General features: G+C 48.8%; 13 protein-coding genes. 3 read left to right on the forward strand and 10 right to left on the reverse strand.

The features are described 5' to 3' along the window. Nucleotides 1–4: 4 nt before the first annotated feature. From Q0L26_RS01880 to rpsB, 5 genes are all read right to left on the reverse strand, one after another. Nucleotides 5–865, reverse strand: coding sequence for a CDP-archaeol synthase (locus Q0L26_RS01880; protein WP_296646586.1), 861 nt, complete (start codon nucleotides 863–865; stop codon nucleotides 5–7). A 1-nt stretch (nucleotide 866) separates the two neighbouring features. Further along, nucleotides 867–1,427 carry a ribosome recycling factor gene (gene frr / locus Q0L26_RS01885; RefSeq protein ID WP_296646588.1) on the reverse strand — a complete coding sequence of 187 codons (561 nt, stop codon included), beginning with the start codon at nucleotides 1,425–1,427 and terminating at the stop codon, nucleotides 867–869. Nucleotides 1,428–1,464: 37 nt separating this feature from the next. Continuing rightward, a complete protein-coding gene (gene pyrH, locus Q0L26_RS01890) occupies nucleotides 1,465–2,196 on the reverse strand; it encodes a UMP kinase (protein WP_296646590.1) in 732 nt (243 codons plus the stop codon). A 79-nt stretch (nucleotides 2,197–2,275) separates the two neighbouring features. Beyond that, nucleotides 2,276–3,103, reverse strand: coding sequence for a translation elongation factor Ts (tsf, locus tag Q0L26_RS01895; protein ID WP_296646592.1), 828 nt, complete (start codon nucleotides 3,101–3,103; stop codon nucleotides 2,276–2,278). Nucleotides 3,104–3,105: 2 nt separating this feature from the next. After that, the gene (rpsB, locus tag Q0L26_RS01900) at nucleotides 3,106–3,924 is read right to left on the reverse strand and encodes a 30S ribosomal protein S2 (RefSeq protein ID WP_296646594.1); all 819 of its coding nucleotides are present in this window, start codon (nucleotides 3,922–3,924) and stop codon (nucleotides 3,106–3,108) included. A 281-nt stretch (nucleotides 3,925–4,205) separates the two neighbouring features. On the opposite strand from rpsB, the gene Q0L26_RS01905 reads away from it, so the two are divergent. After that, nucleotides 4,206–4,748: a M23 family metallopeptidase gene (locus Q0L26_RS01905; protein WP_296646596.1), complete on the forward strand. Its 543-nt coding sequence runs from the start codon at nucleotides 4,206–4,208 to the stop codon at nucleotides 4,746–4,748. Here Q0L26_RS01905 and Q0L26_RS01910 read toward each other — a convergent pair. Both Q0L26_RS01910 and Q0L26_RS01915 read right to left on the reverse strand, forming a co-directional pair. Beyond that, on the reverse strand, nucleotides 4,745–5,653 hold the full coding sequence (locus tag Q0L26_RS01910) for a tyrosine recombinase XerC (protein WP_296646599.1): 909 nt from the start codon (nucleotides 5,651–5,653) through the stop codon (nucleotides 4,745–4,747). The genes Q0L26_RS01905 and Q0L26_RS01910 overlap by 4 nt on opposite strands. Nucleotides 5,654–5,656: 3 nt before the next feature. After that, the gene (locus Q0L26_RS01915) at nucleotides 5,657–6,163 is read right to left on the reverse strand and encodes a DNA-processing protein DprA (protein WP_296646602.1); all 507 of its coding nucleotides are present in this window, start codon (nucleotides 6,161–6,163) and stop codon (nucleotides 5,657–5,659) included. Nucleotides 6,164–6,178: 15 nt separating this feature from the next. On the opposite strand from Q0L26_RS01915, the gene Q0L26_RS01920 reads away from it, so the two are divergent. Beyond that, nucleotides 6,179–7,630: a recombinase family protein gene (locus Q0L26_RS01920; protein ID WP_296646606.1), complete on the forward strand. Its 1,452-nt coding sequence runs from the start codon at nucleotides 6,179–6,181 to the stop codon at nucleotides 7,628–7,630. Nucleotides 7,631–7,667: 37 nt separating this feature from the next. Here the strand turns inward: Q0L26_RS01920 and Q0L26_RS01925 are convergent, their stop codons facing one another. Next, complete coding sequence (locus Q0L26_RS01925; protein ID WP_296646609.1) at nucleotides 7,668–8,069, reverse strand: hypothetical protein; 402 nt, start codon at nucleotides 8,067–8,069, stop codon at nucleotides 7,668–7,670. Between the two features lie 207 nt (nucleotides 8,070–8,276). Between Q0L26_RS01925 and Q0L26_RS01930 the strand changes: the two genes are divergently transcribed. Next, nucleotides 8,277–8,846 carry a recombinase family protein gene (locus Q0L26_RS01930; RefSeq protein WP_296646611.1) on the forward strand — a complete coding sequence of 190 codons (570 nt, stop codon included), beginning with the start codon at nucleotides 8,277–8,279 and terminating at the stop codon, nucleotides 8,844–8,846. Nucleotides 8,847–9,099: 253 nt separating this feature from the next. Here Q0L26_RS01930 and Q0L26_RS01935 read toward each other — a convergent pair whose 3' ends face one another. Further along, nucleotides 9,100–10,092 carry a hypothetical protein gene (locus Q0L26_RS01935; RefSeq protein WP_296646614.1) on the reverse strand — a complete coding sequence of 331 codons (993 nt, stop codon included), beginning with the start codon at nucleotides 10,090–10,092 and terminating at the stop codon, nucleotides 9,100–9,102. A 14-nt stretch (nucleotides 10,093–10,106) separates the two neighbouring features. Then, the gene (locus Q0L26_RS01940) at nucleotides 10,107–14,873 is read right to left on the reverse strand and encodes a type ISP restriction/modification enzyme (RefSeq protein ID WP_296646617.1); all 4,767 of its coding nucleotides are present in this window, start codon (nucleotides 14,871–14,873) and stop codon (nucleotides 10,107–10,109) included. Nucleotides 14,874–15,450 lie beyond the last annotated feature (577 nt).

Raw genomic sequence — 15,450 nt, forward strand, 5'->3', positions numbered from 1 at the left:
CGATCTAGAAGGTGGTGATGAATTGCATGAACAAATAGGTGATGAGTGCTGACGGAAGAATCGAATCCATTCGATCCATAACGCCACCGTGCCCAGGCAAAATCGAACTCATATCTTTGACGCCCAAGTCACGCTTGATTAGTGACTCGGCAAGGTCACCAAAGACTGCCGAGAGCAGAAGTAGCGCGGCGAGAACCAACCCAGCCCACCAGTCAAAATCGAAGAAAATGGTGGTCAAAACCACGGATGAAATGATGCCCGCGGTGATTGAAGCAACCAGACCCTCCCAGGTCTTCTTAGGGCTAACTCCCGGTGCCAACTTGTGTTTACCAAGCTTGCGTCCAACCAGGTATCCCATGGTGTCGATCATCGAAACAGTCACAACAAAGGTAATTACCCAGGCTGCACCATTTGGTTCACGAAGCAGCAAAATTGTGAAACTGGTCATTAGAGGCAAGTAAATGACCACGAATGCTGACGCGGCAAAATCACGAACCGTGTGCCTAAAGGCCTGAATTGGCGCCTCTCGGCGCTCCCAGAGCAGGTGCACAAGGCGCCAAATAATCAACGCCGCAACGATTGCCAGGGCAACGAGCCACTGCATTTGGGCACCGCCATAAAAAGCTGCCGGCATGATCAAAACCGAGCCGACCACAGATGGCACGCGAGGAACGTACCAACCCTTCAAGCGAAGTGCAGTCGAAAGCTCCCATGCTCCGGCTCCAGCAGCTGCGGCAGCAAGAATCATGAAGCCCTCTTTGTAGATGAGCACGGATGCCAGGAAAACGGCACCCAATAGCAAACCGACCGCAACAGATTTTGACAGGCTGCGACCGCCTGGAGCTGGCTGTTGGGTGGTTGACAAATTAAACCTCGAGAAGTTCTGCTTCTTTACGCTTTAGAGCGTCGTCGATCGCATCAACGTGGGTTTTGGTTAGAGCATCAAGTTCTTTTTCGGCGCGAGCAATGTCGTCTTCGCCAGCCAAGCCGTCTTTCTTGAGAGCAGCCAAGTCATCGTTACCCTTGCGGCGAATGTTGCGAACCGATACGCGGGCATCTTCGGCCTTGTTCTTGACAATCTTCACGTAGTCGCGGCGGCGCTCTTCGGTTAGGTCAGGAAGGGTCACGCGAATCAAGTTTCCATCGTTCTGAGGGTTCGCATCCAAGTTTGGCATTTCGCGAATAGCGCGCTCGATGCCCTGCAGAGCACCCTTGTCATAAGGAGTGATGACGATGGTACGGGCTTCAGGATTAGCTAGCTGACCCAGCTGACCAAGTGGAGTTGGAGTGCCGTAGTAGTCGACCATGACCTTCTGGAATAGCTGAGGGTTGGCGCGACCAGTGCGAACATTCGCAAAGTCTTCTTTGGCTGAGTCGACAGCCTTGCCCATCTTGTCGGTAGTTGTTGCCAAGATTTCTGAAATCATTTTGTTCTCCTGTTGATCTAAGTTTTAGCGTCGCTGCTTAGGCAGAAACGAAAGTTCCAATTTTTTTACCAAGGATGGCGTCGGTCACATTGCCCTGAGGCTGCATACCGAAAACTCGCATTGGCATGTTGTTGTCCATGCAGAGGCTGAACGCAGTTGCGTCAACAACCTTTAGGCCCTGAACCAAGGCATCCTGGTATGAAATTTCGTCTAGCTTGACCGCGTTCGAATCTTTACGAGGGTCAGCCGAGTACACGCCATCAACACCGTTCTTCGCGACCAGCACTTCGTCGGCCTTAATCTCAAGGGCGCGCTGGGCTGCAACAGTGTCGGTTGAGAAGTAAGGCAAACCTGCGCCAGCGCCGAAAATGACGACGCGACCCTTCTCGAGGTGGCGAATTGCACGAAGCGGAAGGTAAGCCTCAGTAACCTGGGCCATAGAAATGGCAGACTGAACGCGGGTGTCAACGCCGGCCTGTTCCAAAAAGTCTTGCAGGGCAAGTGCATTCATTACAGTGCCCAGCATGCCCATGTAGTCAGCACGCGAGCGCTCCATGCCTCGCTGGGAAAGTTCTGCACCTCTAAAGAAATTGCCACCACCGACCACGATAGCTACCTCGGCGTGCTTGGCACCTTCGGCAATTTCGCGCGCCATTTCGGCAACGATGTCAGGGTTGACACCAAGAGTGCCACCACCGAAGGCTTCACCCGAAAGCTTTAGCAATACACGGCGCTTTTTCTCTGACACGAGACCTCCTGTTAACGGCATTTTCCAAACACTATTCTAATCTGAGCAACAAAAGAGGCCCGGTCGAAAATGACCGAGCCTCTGTTGTTTTTAGCTTTTGTTATGCACCAACGCGGAAGCGAAGGAATGCAGAAACAGTAACGCCTGCGTTGTCTAGAACCTTAGCAACAGTCTGCTTGGTGTCCTTTGCGAAGTCCTGCTCAAGAAGAACGTTCTCTTTGAAGAAGCCAGTTACGCGGCCTTCAACGATCTTGGTGAGTGCAGCCTCTGGCTTGCCCTCGTTGCGAGCGGTTTCTTCAGCGATGCGACGCTCGGTTGCAACAACTTCTGCGTCTACATCTTCGCGGCTTAGAACGCTTGGTGAGAATGCTGCGATGTGCACTGCAACGTCGTGAGCGGTCTCTGCGTCTGAACCTGAGTAAGCAACCAAGACACCAACCTGAGGAGGTAGGTCTTTGCTGGTGCGGTGTAGGTAAGCGTCAACAGCAGCATCCTTGATAGAAGCAACCTTGCGTAGCTCAACCTTCTCGCCCATGATTGCGGCTTCGTCGTTGATGGCGTCTTGAACTGACTTGCCGCCTAGGTCTGCAGCAAGTGCAGCCTCTAGGTCGGTTGCGCCAGCAGCAGCAATAGCGTCTGCGACTGAGTCTGCAAGTGCAACAAACTTTGGAGCCTTAGCTACGAAGTCGGTCTCACAAGCTAGTTCGATTAGGTAACCGGTGCCGTCAACAACACGAGCGACGATAAGACCGTTGCTGGTGGTGCGTCCTTCACGCTTGGTAACGCCCTTTAGGCCCTTTAGACGAAGGAACTCAAGAGCTTTGTCGACATTGCCGTCAGCCTCGTCAAGAGCGCCCTTGCAGTCCATCATGCCTGCGCCACTGCGGTCGCGCAGGGCCTTTACATCTGCGGCGGTGTAGTTAGCCATGTTTACTTTGCTTCCTCTACTGCAACAGCTTCTGCAGCTGGTGCCTCTACGGTCTCAGCAGCGGCGTTGCCCTGCTCAAGAAGTTCGCGCTCCCACTCAGCTAGTGGCTCAGCTGCAGCCTCTGGCTTTGAGTGACGGGCGATTAGACCCTCAGCAACTGCATCTGCGATAACGCGGGTTAGCAGCTGAACTGAACGAATTGCATCGTCGTTTCCTGGAATACCGATGGTGACCTCATCTGGGTCACAGTTGGTGTCCAAGATACCGATTACAGGAATACCAAGCTTCTTTGCCTCGGTGATAGCTAGGTGCTCCTTGTTGGTGTCAACAACCCAGATCGCAGACGGAGTCTTGGTGATGTTGCGGATACCGCCCAAGGCCTTCTCTAGCTTGTCCTTTTCGCGACGAAGAATAAGAAGTTCCTTCTTGGTAAGACCGGTCTTGGTCTTGCCTGAGAAGTCCATGACCTCAAGTTCCTTAAGGCGTGAAAGACGCTTCTGGATGGTCTGGAAGTTGGTCAAAAGACCACCCAACCAGCGCTGGTTGATGTATGGCTGGCCAACACGAAGTGCCTGCTCGGCGATTGCCTCTTGAGCCTGCTTCTTGGTACCAACGAAAAGAATGCTGCCACCGTGAGCAACGGTCTCTTTAACGAAGTCATATGCCTTGTCAATGAAAGCAAGTGACTGCTGAAGGTCAATGATGTAGATGCCTGAACGGTCGGTCAGAATGAAACGACGCATCTTCGGGTTCCAACGACGGGTCTGGTGCCCGAAGTGCACGCCGCTGTCGAGCAGCTGGCGGATTGTTACTACTGCCATGAGCAGTCTCCTTTTTTAAGGCGCGATGAAGCGCCACTCAGTTTGTGTTTCGAGCGGTTGCTCGAGACGCCTGGTGCCGGATCTGTTTCGCCGAATTGCTTCGGACCGAGTGAAACATGAATCTGATTCGACACGCGAAGTCGGCATGCTTTTTGAAGGTCAACTTGAAAGTGGATTTCGCGAAGATTGCCGCTTCTATAACTCTAGCAGCGACTCAACTGGGTTATCCACCGATTTCTCAATGTTTATAAGGATTTTCTGGATTTTGAGAGTCTAGGAATATGACCAAGAACATTCTCTGGAAGGCAACGGCACTGGCAATTTTGACGGTGGCGATCGGTGCAAACTTCAATTTCGACATAGCCTCGGCAGAAGATCAAAAACAGAGGAAAGATGATCAAATTTGGATCATGCCGCTAGAACTACCAACCAGATTGATTAACCCCTATCGACAACCGAGCAGCGACTACTCAGCAGGTCATAGAGGTGTTGATTTAGTTGCAAAAGTTGGAGAAACCGTTCTGGCTCCGGCGGATGGTCGAATTTGGTTCGCTGGCAAGGTGGTGAATCGCCAAGTGCTCTCAATCTTGCACGCCAATGGTTATCTAACCGAGTATGAACCAGTTTGCAGTGAATTTTCCGCTGGTCAAGCTGTCAGAACCGGTGATTTAATCGGCGTTGTTTGCGAGGCAGACGCAAACTACCGGGCTCATTGTTTATCCGAGAGTTGCATGCACTTCTCACTGCGATACTCAGGTGACTACCTGTCACCACTTGCACTGATCGGTGGTTTGAATCCGAGCCGATTACTGCCGATGATTTAGGCACGAGGATGGGCGTTTTTATAGCCATCCTTGAGCCTTTCAATCGACACATGCGTATAAATCTGCGTTGTACCCAAGCTCGCATGGCCCAGAAGTTCTTGCACAGATCTAAGATCGGCTCCCCCATCAAGCAGGTGAGTTGCTGCGCTGTGACGAAGTGAGTGAGGGCCGGTTGCTCCAGTTGGTGTTGACTCAAGGCAAGCTGCAACCAGTCCATAAACCTGACGAACTCCAACACGTTTGCCTCGAGAATTCAACAGAAGCGCGCTGTGGCTTTGCTCTGATTCAAGTTGTGGTCTACCTTTGCGAATCCAGCTATCTAAGGCTTCGGCTGCCGGCTTGCCAAAAGGAACCATGCGCACCTTTGAGCCTTTTCCTAAAACCCGAAGCAGCGAGCGCCCATAATCAATGTCTTCGAGATTTAACCCGACCAGCTCGCTAACACGTGCTCCGGTTGCGTACAAGAGTTCAAAAATCAGCAAGTCTCGTATTCCCTGAGGATTATCAGAGGTCGCTTTCAATTCGAGACTCTCGAATACTTGAGCGAGGCTTTCGCGAGAAACCACTGTTGGCAAGGCCTTGTTTTGCTTGGGTGTTCGAAGCCTGAGTCCAGGGTCAACCTCAAGCACCTGACTCTTGTGCAACCAAGCTGTAAAGGATCGAAATGCAGCACTCTTGCGAGCCAGGGTTGATTTTGCCAGGCCTGTTTCGCTCAAAGCCCAAAGGTAATCTCGCAAAAGGTCGATTGAAATTTCCGCAGGATTTTGAATCCCGCGGGATTGAGCAAAAACCAACAATTCCGATATGTCTGATCGGTAAGCCTTTAACGTGTTCGGTGAAAATCCTCGGGCGCCCGAAAGCTGCTGCTCATATTGAGCGAGCGTTTCGGCGAAAAGTAAGTTCACGTTTCAAACAATAGTTTGGCTTCGAGCCCAACCCGAGCCTCGGCGCACTATGAATCCTTCGAGTTCAAGTGAGCTAAGTGCAATGTGCGCCTCTGAGCGGGTTAATCCCGCTGTGGTGGCGATTTCATTCGATTCGGGGGCACCGAAACCTATTGCGTCATAAGCTCTGGTTTCAAGAGCACCGAGTTCACGCACCTGCATTCCTATTTCATCTTGGGCTTGACCTGAAATATCAGTTGAGCCTTCATGACCAAAGAGTCTGCTTTCATTGCTTGCGAAGTATGTTCTGAGGTCTTCTACTCGAATTACCGGTTGGGCAAGTCCATCCCTAATCAATTGATTGCAACCCACCGACATGGCAGAGGTGATCTGCCCCGGAACTGCAATAACTGTTCGCTCCAGCGCCAGCGCATGCCTTGCCGTGCTCAACGCACCTGATCTCCAGTTTGCCTCTACTACTAGAGTGACCGGGCTAAGGGCTGCAATCAGCCGATTTCGCTGCCAGAACAATGAGTAGTATTAGTTATGGCCAAACCAGTTACTGCAGCAATATATTTACGAATTAGCCAAGACCCTCGAGAAGATGGCCTTGCTGTGGAACGTCAAGAAGCGGAATGCAGGGCTATAATCGCGTCCAAGAATTGGGTTTTAGGTGAAATCTACTCGGATACTGTCAGTGCAAGCAAGAAGAATGTCACCCGCCCTAACTACGAACGAATGCTCCTTGACTTCAAAAGGGGAAAATTTGTCGCTTTGGTTTGCTGGGACCTAGACCGCCTAACTCGTCAACCCCGTCAACTCGAGGATTGGATTGAAGCTGCTGAAGAGGACGGCCTTTTGCTCGTAACGGCAAACGGGGAGGCCGACCTCACAAACGATAACGGGCGATTATTCGCTCGAATGAAGGCCATTGTTTCCAAAGCAGAAATGGAACGGAAAGGCGCTAGGCAAAAGGCCAAGAATGCCCAACTCGTCTCGGGTGGTTTTCCCGTTCCTGGAAGGCGGCGATGGGGATATGAATCTGATAACAAGACTCCTCGCCCCGCAGAAGCAACTCGAGTGCAATACGCTTTTGAACAGGTTGCTCTGGGTAAATCACTGCGGTCAGTTGCGGTTGAATTAGGAGTCAAGCCTGTCAGGTTGCGCGAATCGCTAACTCATCGCTCATATGTTGGGGAAGTCAAACACTTAGGCGAATTCTTGCCATCGGACAAAATTCAACCGCTAGTTTCTGAAGAACTTTTTGAACAGGTTCAGGCAATTCTTAGCGATCCGACTAGAAAAACCACACCGGGAAATACTGTTCGACATTTATTGTCGGGGTTGGCAAAATGCGGCATCTGTGATTCAACAATGTATTACATGAATGGCTATTTGTGTTCTGGAGCCACCAATCACGTTCACATAAAAAAGGAATATTTAGAAAATCTCGTTGTGCTTTCTATAAAAGATTGGGTGGGCCGAAATCGAACAGCCCCCGACTATGGGGATTCTTCCGATGAACTTGTTCCACTTGTGCAGGAATTGCAGGAAGTGGAGCGACTACGCGCCGCGAACTACCGATTTGCTGAAGCCGAAGGTGCCGACCTCAAGTACTTAATGAGAAGAATCAAGGAACTTGGGGAGCATGCAAATGACTTGGAAAGAAAAATAAGAATGACGCGCGAAATGACCGCAAAATCTTCTCTCCTTGAAGACATGCGTCGTAAGTGGTGGGAGTCAATTGATGCAGCAGGTTTTGATGAATGGAAGACTTCAATGAATGACGCAGCAGAAAAAATAGGCTTGGAAAACGAAGTTGTCACCGTTGAGCAGTTTATTCATGTCAGGAAACTTGACAGGGCTTTCGATTACTGGTTTGAGTATTGGAATGAATTAGATATTTTTCAACAACGCGAGATTGTGAAAGCTCTCATCACAGTGGTGGTGCATAAAGGACGTGGCCAAGAAAGAATCGAAGTTAAATTCGTCGATTGAAGTTCAGAGTTATTGCAGTGAGGGCGCACCTCAATCACTATGAGCACATAGCGCCAAGAGTTTGATTTGAGCTTTGGAACTCTCCTGCTGCTTTGTCCAAAGCGGCGCTATCTAAATCCAAAAGGCTAGTGCGAAGGGTTTCTGCGACCTCACGCGACTTAGCGATCCAATCTTCAAGCGCCGTCCTTAATTGAGCCTCTCGAGGCAGAACACCAGCTTCCATCTCATCAAGTTTCGCTGTCCATAGCTTGATACCCGAGCGCCTATAGGAGTTGTCAGAAATTTCGGCAGTCGTCGCATTCTGCAGAGCCACGATTTCCTTGATGTAACCACCAACAGCTTCACAGTCTTTGGCATTGGCCTTAAAACCCGAACAACCTGACAATCCCAATGTAATTCCCAAGACGGTGACTGCAACTACAGTTTTTCTCAAATTCATGAACGCTCGCCCCCAAAATCAAATCAGGATTCGAGTATAAGTGAGAAGAATATTTAGTTACTTTATGTCTTCAGCTTGTACGAAAACGATAATTTTCGGCCATCTGGGTCGGACAGCCTTGTGGTCTCGCATCTCAAGTTGTCTTTTGTACGAAACCTGTGTACGATTGCACTCTACCTAAAGGTATGAGTAACGGACAGGCAGTTATTGAATTCATCTTCTAAGAAATTTGGATACGCGCGCGTTTCAACCCAAACACAGTCAACTGACAACCAAGAGCAACTTCTAAAGGAATACGGATGCGACAAGCTCTTTGTCGAGAAATACACTGGCACCAAGTCAGACAGGCCTCAGTTGAACGAGCTAAAGGCACATCTGAGACATGGTGACACTGTTGTAGTAACAAAGCTAGACCGACTGGGTCGTAGCACGAAAGATCTCTTACAAATCGTTTCAGACTTCAAGGCGATCGAAGTCAACCTTGTTGTGATGCAGCAGAACATCGACACAACCACTATCGAAGGCCGCTTGTTCTTCACACTCATTAGCGCTTTCGCTCAATTCGAAGCCGAAATCATTTCCGCGAGGACCAAGGATGGTTTGGCGGCAGCCAAGGCTAAGGGCAAGCTCGGAGGCAGACGCTCCGTACTCTCGCCTATGCAAAAATCTCAAGTCGCTGAATTTTACGCACAAGGAAAAACAGTTTCTCAAATCGCGGAGCTGTTTTCTACCACGCGACAGGTGATCTACCGTTCCCTCGAGAAACAAAGTTCTTGAAAGGAGTGCTGTTGGCGCAATCGATTCAATCATCTACCTCGATAGAGGTTTGACAGAAATGACGCTGAGTGTTCCGATTTACCGCTGATGAGGATAGAGGCAAAAGTTGCAACGGGCGTCTCGGCAGGAATCAAACCTAAGACCAAGACATTAGAAGTCTCGTGGACAAAATCTGTATTGCCTTGTAAACACAAGCATATATTTAGACACAGACTTTTTGTGCAATAGCTATGCAACAGTGGATTGGTATGACCTACTTTTTATCAGAAAAGCTCTTTAAATATTGGACTGCTGCTTCAGATTGTGCGTTGAAGTGGGTTTGGGATTGCACAAATTTCCAGATCACTCTCGGGTACGGATCTCCTCTGCCATCTTCATACATTCCAACGCGGCTGGCGGCTCCGTGTATCTGATAGTTATCCTGTGTCGCTGAAAGTAAAAAATCTATTTGCTTTTGCGTCAAGCCCTGTTGGAGTCGTAGATGCCTCCAAAGCGAATCCGTAGTCGAAAAGAGATTCGACCGACTAAGTGAGATTAATAGCGAATCAATAAATCTGGGCTTGAGGTCGGGATCATAAGTTACCCACTCTACGATTTCTTTGATCACCTTTTCGTGCGTTGTCCGTTCAGTAACCGATAGAGCTTGGTCCTTAGCAACAAAACCGTGTGGCGGCTTCTTGCCGTATTTGAGGGTGAAGTAAGGTACGTCGCGACCAATCAACCAACCAACCTCTTGGTCACACCAAGGGCTGGCACCAAAGCCATCGTGGAAGAAGATTAATCCCCCATGAACTTCGTTTAGGCTTTTGCGAATCTCTTGCTGAAAGTCTGCTGTTGGCCGAATGGATTCGTGTGCGATAAAAAGTCGAACTCCAAGCAATGAAAGGCTGTCTCCAACCTCTGAAATTACTTTTTTATGCTTCGCGAGGTGCGAGCCAAACAAAAACAGAGGCACCACGTCGTCAGCAACGATGCTCTCGTCTCTTTTGAGGTGCCCACCTATCTCCTCAATTCCATCTGCGAGCTTTTGAAGTTGCACCGGCTGCAACTCATCAAGGATCCTGTATAAGACCTCTTTGCGTTCAGTGTCGGTAGGCGACCAATTGCCATATTCATCGCCGTGCCAAAAGCGCGAATCAATTAACTCGGCTTCGATTTCTCTGAGCAATAGATTTATTTCCGCTGCATCAAGTTTTAGGCAGTTCATTCCGATTCGTCGGATGTTCTGAATTCTTTCAATGTTCAATCGTCATTGCGCTTTCAGGAGAATTTTGGGAACTTGGGCATCTGGTCGAGTAACTTCGTAGTTTCCAATGAGACAGTCACTACTTTGGCGAGTAGCTGGTAAAGGTAGTCCGCACTTCCTGACTCTTTTGCCCAGTCATTCGGGTCGTTAATTAGGCCACTTGCCTTATCGACCGTTATTTTGAACCTCTCAACAACCCAATCAACCGCAGACTTCGCACCAATCTTGAAGTCATGGGCTTCCAGAGGTATCCCACGTACTTGCAGGTTGTTATTGAAAACCACTACGGATTTGTCAATGCTCTTACCAGCCTTGAGATACGAAAGTCTTTCTACCTTGAAGTCGCTTGGATCTAGACCAACTTTTTCTAAAGGATATGGATTGACAACCTCATAGTCGGCATGGAGTTCACCTAATCTCCTACCCAAATCCACCATCTCTCGGAAAGAATCAAGTATTGGGATTCGGGGCAACATTCGCTTGAAATCGTTTTCAAACAAAAGCTTATATTCAGGGTGATTGAGAACGGCATAAGTGTAGAAAAACAATTCATCAGCGGTGACTGAATAACCCAAAACCGCTGTGAATTGGGCAATGGCGTGCTCAGAAATATTGTCAGGTGAATCATCAGAGAACAGGCTGAAAGCTTCTTGTGGAGACCCATCAAGCTCATCGCCTTTACTGTATCTAGGGAAAAACTGACTGTTAGTTTGGGCGCCAAACGCGGACATGTCGGGTACAAGTTTTGTCATTAGCGCAGAGAAAGGTACAGCCGCACCTACGCCAGCAAGTACGAAGCCGATTTGTTGCAAGTGCGGATTTGAGAAATCTCTCTTCAGAATTGCTGGCCGGTGTAGCACCTCAGTGTCACCATAAAGTTTTTGTTTATTGAACGGGCGATATGCAGCATCGACAACGAGTCCAGTTTTGAAAGAAATTTTCTTGCCGCGTTCGAAATTAGACAAAAGACTTGAGGACCAACTAATTAACTTCGGATTCTTTTCTACGAAAACCTCCGGTGCCCCAAGTTTCCCGCTCGCCTCCCAACGTTCAATCTCAGTGTTGTAAGTTTCAAGCATTTTTCGAACTGAAGCATTTACCTTTTCACCTGAAAAGTTGTAGACCCACGCATCTCGATTTGTTTGTAGACCAGTGCTGTAAGACTTAAAAATCCCAATTTCATTTGACTTACCTTTTGCCCCAATAGGTATGAATGATTCGAACACCTCGTTCCTCTGATTAATCCAGTCGCCCGCTTCATTCGGTTTAATGTCAACCCAAGGGATTGACTCCAGATTCAAGAATTCTGTCGTTTTCTCTAACTTGTCAGACTTAGTCGCATAATCAGGAAATTCAAAGTACTTGATACTTCCTGAGCCCTTGTGGTTGGCGCGTTTGACGAGGAAAATTACCGAAACACCCACTCGTATATCGAATATATTCCCACCTTCTCGTCTAGCTGCCTCGCCGGCCATCCTTGAATTTCCTCGATAATTAACAACAAAGATGTTTGAGAACTCCTCAACGAGACACTTTCGCAACCCCGAGGCCGTATTGCTATCAATAAAACCATTGTTGGTCACATACGCGATTAGTCCATCGTCGTTTATTCGATCAGACGCCCAACGAATCGCTCGGATGTATGAGTCATACAGATTGTTCTTGTTTTGGGCGTCTGTTTTCCTTGCGTAAGTTTCAGTGATGCGAGAATCCAGCGTCGGGTAACTCAAATTTCCATTGGCGTCGTTAGCGGACGTTTGCCCAGCGGAATATGGCGGATTACCAATAATTATCTGAATAGGCGTCTCTTTTTGCGCCTTTACACGGCCATTATTTTCTGGGAAAACTTCTAGACCGAAAAGTTCATCCGAATCGCCCTTTTCATGCATTTGGAAAGTGTCAGTCAATACAATTCCATCGAACCCCTCATACTTGCCACCGGCGAGTGCATGGAAAGCCTCTTCGATGTTTATGGCCGCAACATAGTAGGCGAGCAAAACAATTTCATTTGCATGGAGTTCAGACTTGTACTTTCGAATTAAATCGTCCGGCTTTATGAGCCCAGACTGAAGTAACCGAACAATGAATGTTCCAGTTCCAGTGAACGGATCAAGTACATGGACGTTCGGGTCGGAAATACCCGATCCAAATTCTGTTTTAAGTAAAAAGTCAGAACCGGAGATAATGAAATCAACAATTTCGTTTGGCGTATAAACGATTCCTAGGCGCTCGCTTGTAGCTGAAAAGGCTAACTTGAAGAATCTTTCATAGAGCTCTTTGACGATTTTCTGCTTAGATGCACCATCGGTAATGCCGCTAGCGCGCAGCCTCACGCTTTCATAAAACTTTTCAAGGTCTTCCGTGTGCTGGTCGAGCTTTGATTTCTCAAGCGCATCGACCATTCCTTGCATCGCAACGGATACGGGGTTTTGTTCAGAAAATTGGTAATCCTGAAAAAGTGCATCGAAGACTGGTCTAGTAATCAGGTGTTGCGCCAACATCTCGATAGCTTCGAGCGCAGTAACGAAAGGGTTCAGGTTATCTTGAAGGCTCTTAACAAATCTCTGAAATTCGTTTTGTAGCTCAGGGTTTGAGCCATCAACAAGAATGCGAATTCGAGCAATGTGTGCAGTAGCAATTTCAGTCACATCTTTTGCCCAGTTTTCCCAGTAAGTTCGCTCACCGACTTTCTGCACAATCTTTGCCAAGATTGCATCTTTCCAGTCTGCGAAGTCGAACTCAAATAGGGGCACTTGACCGCTGTCTTTTGGTTTAGAGTCGCCGTCCCAGTCTCCTTCGCCGGTGCTTGGGCTTGCGTCGATAATCTCGATTACGCCACCAGTGTCGCCAGTGAGGTCGATCTTGTTCACGAGGGCGTCAAAACGCTCATCGTGAGCTCGTAAGGCTTGCAAAACTTGCCAGACGACTTTGTAGTTCTTGTTGTCCGCGAGCGCTTCCTCGGCTGATTTGCCGGCTGGTACGGCGATTGGAAGTATGACATAGCCGTATTGTTTGTTATCGGCTTTTCGCATTACGCGTCCTACGGATTGGACGACGTCGACTTGGCTGTCGCGTGGGTTTAAGAATAGGACTGCGTCTAGGGCTGGCACATCGACGCCTTCTGATAGGCATCTGGCGTTGCTTAGGACTCGTACTGTATTTTCGGTTTTGGTGTCTTTGAGCCAATCGAGGCGTTCGTTTCTTGCCATTACATTGAATGTGCCGTCAACATGGTCGGCTTCTGCGATTAGTCCGTCTTTTTCTTTGGCTTCGTCGTTTAGGGCTTTGGTGACTGTTCCGAATAGTTCGGCGATCCTTTTGGAGTCTTTGATTGAGCGTGAGAATGCGACGGCGGTTCTCATCGGTGTTTTGTCGACTAGGAAGTCATCAGGGTTGGTGCTTCGTTTGCGTAGACCGTTGTAACAGCCAACGATTTTGATTGCGTCTTGGAGTTTGAGTTCGTCTCCGTCGGTGAGAATTTTTTGAAGTGATTTGCTTACTTGTGTTTCGGACACAGTGAGAACTAGAACTTTGTAATCGCTGAGCAAACCGCGAGATACGGCGTTACCGAAGTTGAGTCGGTGGAACTCTTGGCCGAACTGTGATTCGTTGTCCATCGACGCTAGGACGGCGGATGCTTCTTCTGCTTTGGCTTTGCTTGCTTCTGCGTAGATACGAGGTGTAGCGGTCATATAGAGGCGTTTGGAGCCCTTTATGAAGTTGTTGTCGTGTACTCGAACAAAGTTTGATTCGTCGTCGCCGGCGAGAGTCACTCCGGTCGTTCGGTGCGCCTCGTCACAGATGATCAGATCGAACTCAGGAAGCCCTTTTTTCTGTGCTGCTGCCACGACCTCAATAGATTGATAAGTCGAGAAGATAACCGTAAGGACTGCATCAGTCCCCTTGTTGAAGTGCGATGCAAGTTTCTCAACATTTGTGGTCGACGGATAAGCGAGATCCGCGACGCGCGTATCCTCAGAACTCGCCTGCTTACTCAACTTCGTGTCAGAACAGACTGCATAAGCGCGGAAGTCGGCTGAAGCCTCTCGTTTCCACTCTTTGAGCGTCTGAGACAACAAAGCGAGGGAAGGCACTAGGAATAGCACTGTTCCGCCCTTGGGCGTCATCTCCTGAACAATCTGAAGCGAAGTGAAAGTCTTACCTGTTCCACAAGCCATAATCATCTTGCCTCGGTCGGCAGAAGCAAAGTGGGCCTTAGCAGCCTCAATGGCTTCTAACTGGTGAGGAAACGGCGTCTTCTTCTTCAGAAGCCCAATTTTTGAAACATCTTGGAGACTGAAACCAGACCAGTCGATACCGGACTCATCCAAATCCTGAACACGAATGATTGTCGTCGGGATTTGCTGACCTTCAACAGCATCGCTAGCGTTTTTTGACCAGTTATCTGTTGTCGAGAAGATGTAGCGCTCGCGGAATGGTTCTTTTCCAGAAGCGGTGAAGAAGGAGTCGATTTCTTTCTTGTCTAGGTATGCGCCTTCGGCGTAGAACTTGCATTGGATGGCTGCGATTTCGCCTGTCTCAGGTATGCGAGCAACTAGGTCGATTCCGGTGTCTTGTTTTGAGATGCCGTTCTCTTTCGCCCAGTCCCCATAAAGCCATACTTTGTCGAAGTAGGTTCGGTAGAACGGGTCGATTTCCAAATATTTCTTTGTCAGCGCTTCAAATAGGTCACCTTTGTGTCGCTCGTCGAACGCTGACTCACGCAATTCTGCGAGCACATCGTGAATAGACTTCATCGGTTCATTTCCTTCTTTCCCCACATACTTCAAAAGTCTAATGAGCGCCTACGACAAGGCTGTGGACAACTCACTAGGTAAGAAACCAAACCACGTAAGAATAAGAGCATGGGAGCAAAATGCGTGACGTGCGGCACATTATTCGAAGTTGATTGCGATGTCGAAATAATCCGTTGTGACCTTTGCCCCAGTGAGCCTTGGGGCATCTTGTTTACTTCCCCTTGATTTTTCGAGTAGGTCGCCTAAATGTTTCCTGAGGAAAGTCGGCAACGACAAGGCCGATTCCGCCCATTCGGCCTTCCCAAATTTGACACTCAATGGCGTCAACCCAACATCGCCGTGTTTCGTTGACCTCATCACACGGAGCACTGGGAAGACATGGGTCAGCTTCCTCTGGAGCGAAGATGGCCTCGGGGTTTTGCACGTAGAGAAACCCACCTTCGTTCAAAAGTGACTGGGTGATTTGGATCGACTGATTATTAGAGTCAACTGCCCGTTTCTCGCATGTGTCACAAACTTGGCCAAACCTGAGTGCCCAGTTGAACATTGGGCTTTGATTGCATATGCCACAGGTCTGCGAGGCGGCTTTTAGTCGCGTGTA

The organism is Rhodoluna sp., from assembly GCF_024641065.1.
Classification (GTDB): domain Bacteria; phylum Actinomycetota; class Actinomycetes; order Actinomycetales; family Microbacteriaceae; genus Rhodoluna.

Coding starts and splice junctions, on each gene's coding strand:
- rpsB (WP_296646594.1), bottom strand. CDS start 3,924: ATGGCAGTAGTAACAATCCGCCAGCTGCTCGACAGCGGCGTGCACTTC.
- Q0L26_RS01925 (WP_296646609.1), bottom strand. CDS start 8,069: ATGAATTTGAGAAAAACTGTAGTTGCAGTCACCGTCTTGGGAATTACA.
- frr (WP_296646588.1), bottom strand. CDS start 1,427: ATGATTTCAGAAATCTTGGCAACAACTACCGACAAGATGGGCAAGGCT.
- Q0L26_RS01905 (WP_296646596.1), top strand. CDS start 4,206: ATGACCAAGAACATTCTCTGGAAGGCAACGGCACTGGCAATTTTGACG.
- Q0L26_RS01920 (WP_296646606.1), top strand. CDS start 6,179: ATGGCCAAACCAGTTACTGCAGCAATATATTTACGAATTAGCCAAGAC.
- tsf (WP_296646592.1), bottom strand. CDS start 3,103: ATGGCTAACTACACCGCCGCAGATGTAAAGGCCCTGCGCGACCGCAGT.
- pyrH (WP_296646590.1), bottom strand. CDS start 2,196: ATGCCGTTAACAGGAGGTCTCGTGTCAGAGAAAAAGCGCCGTGTATTG.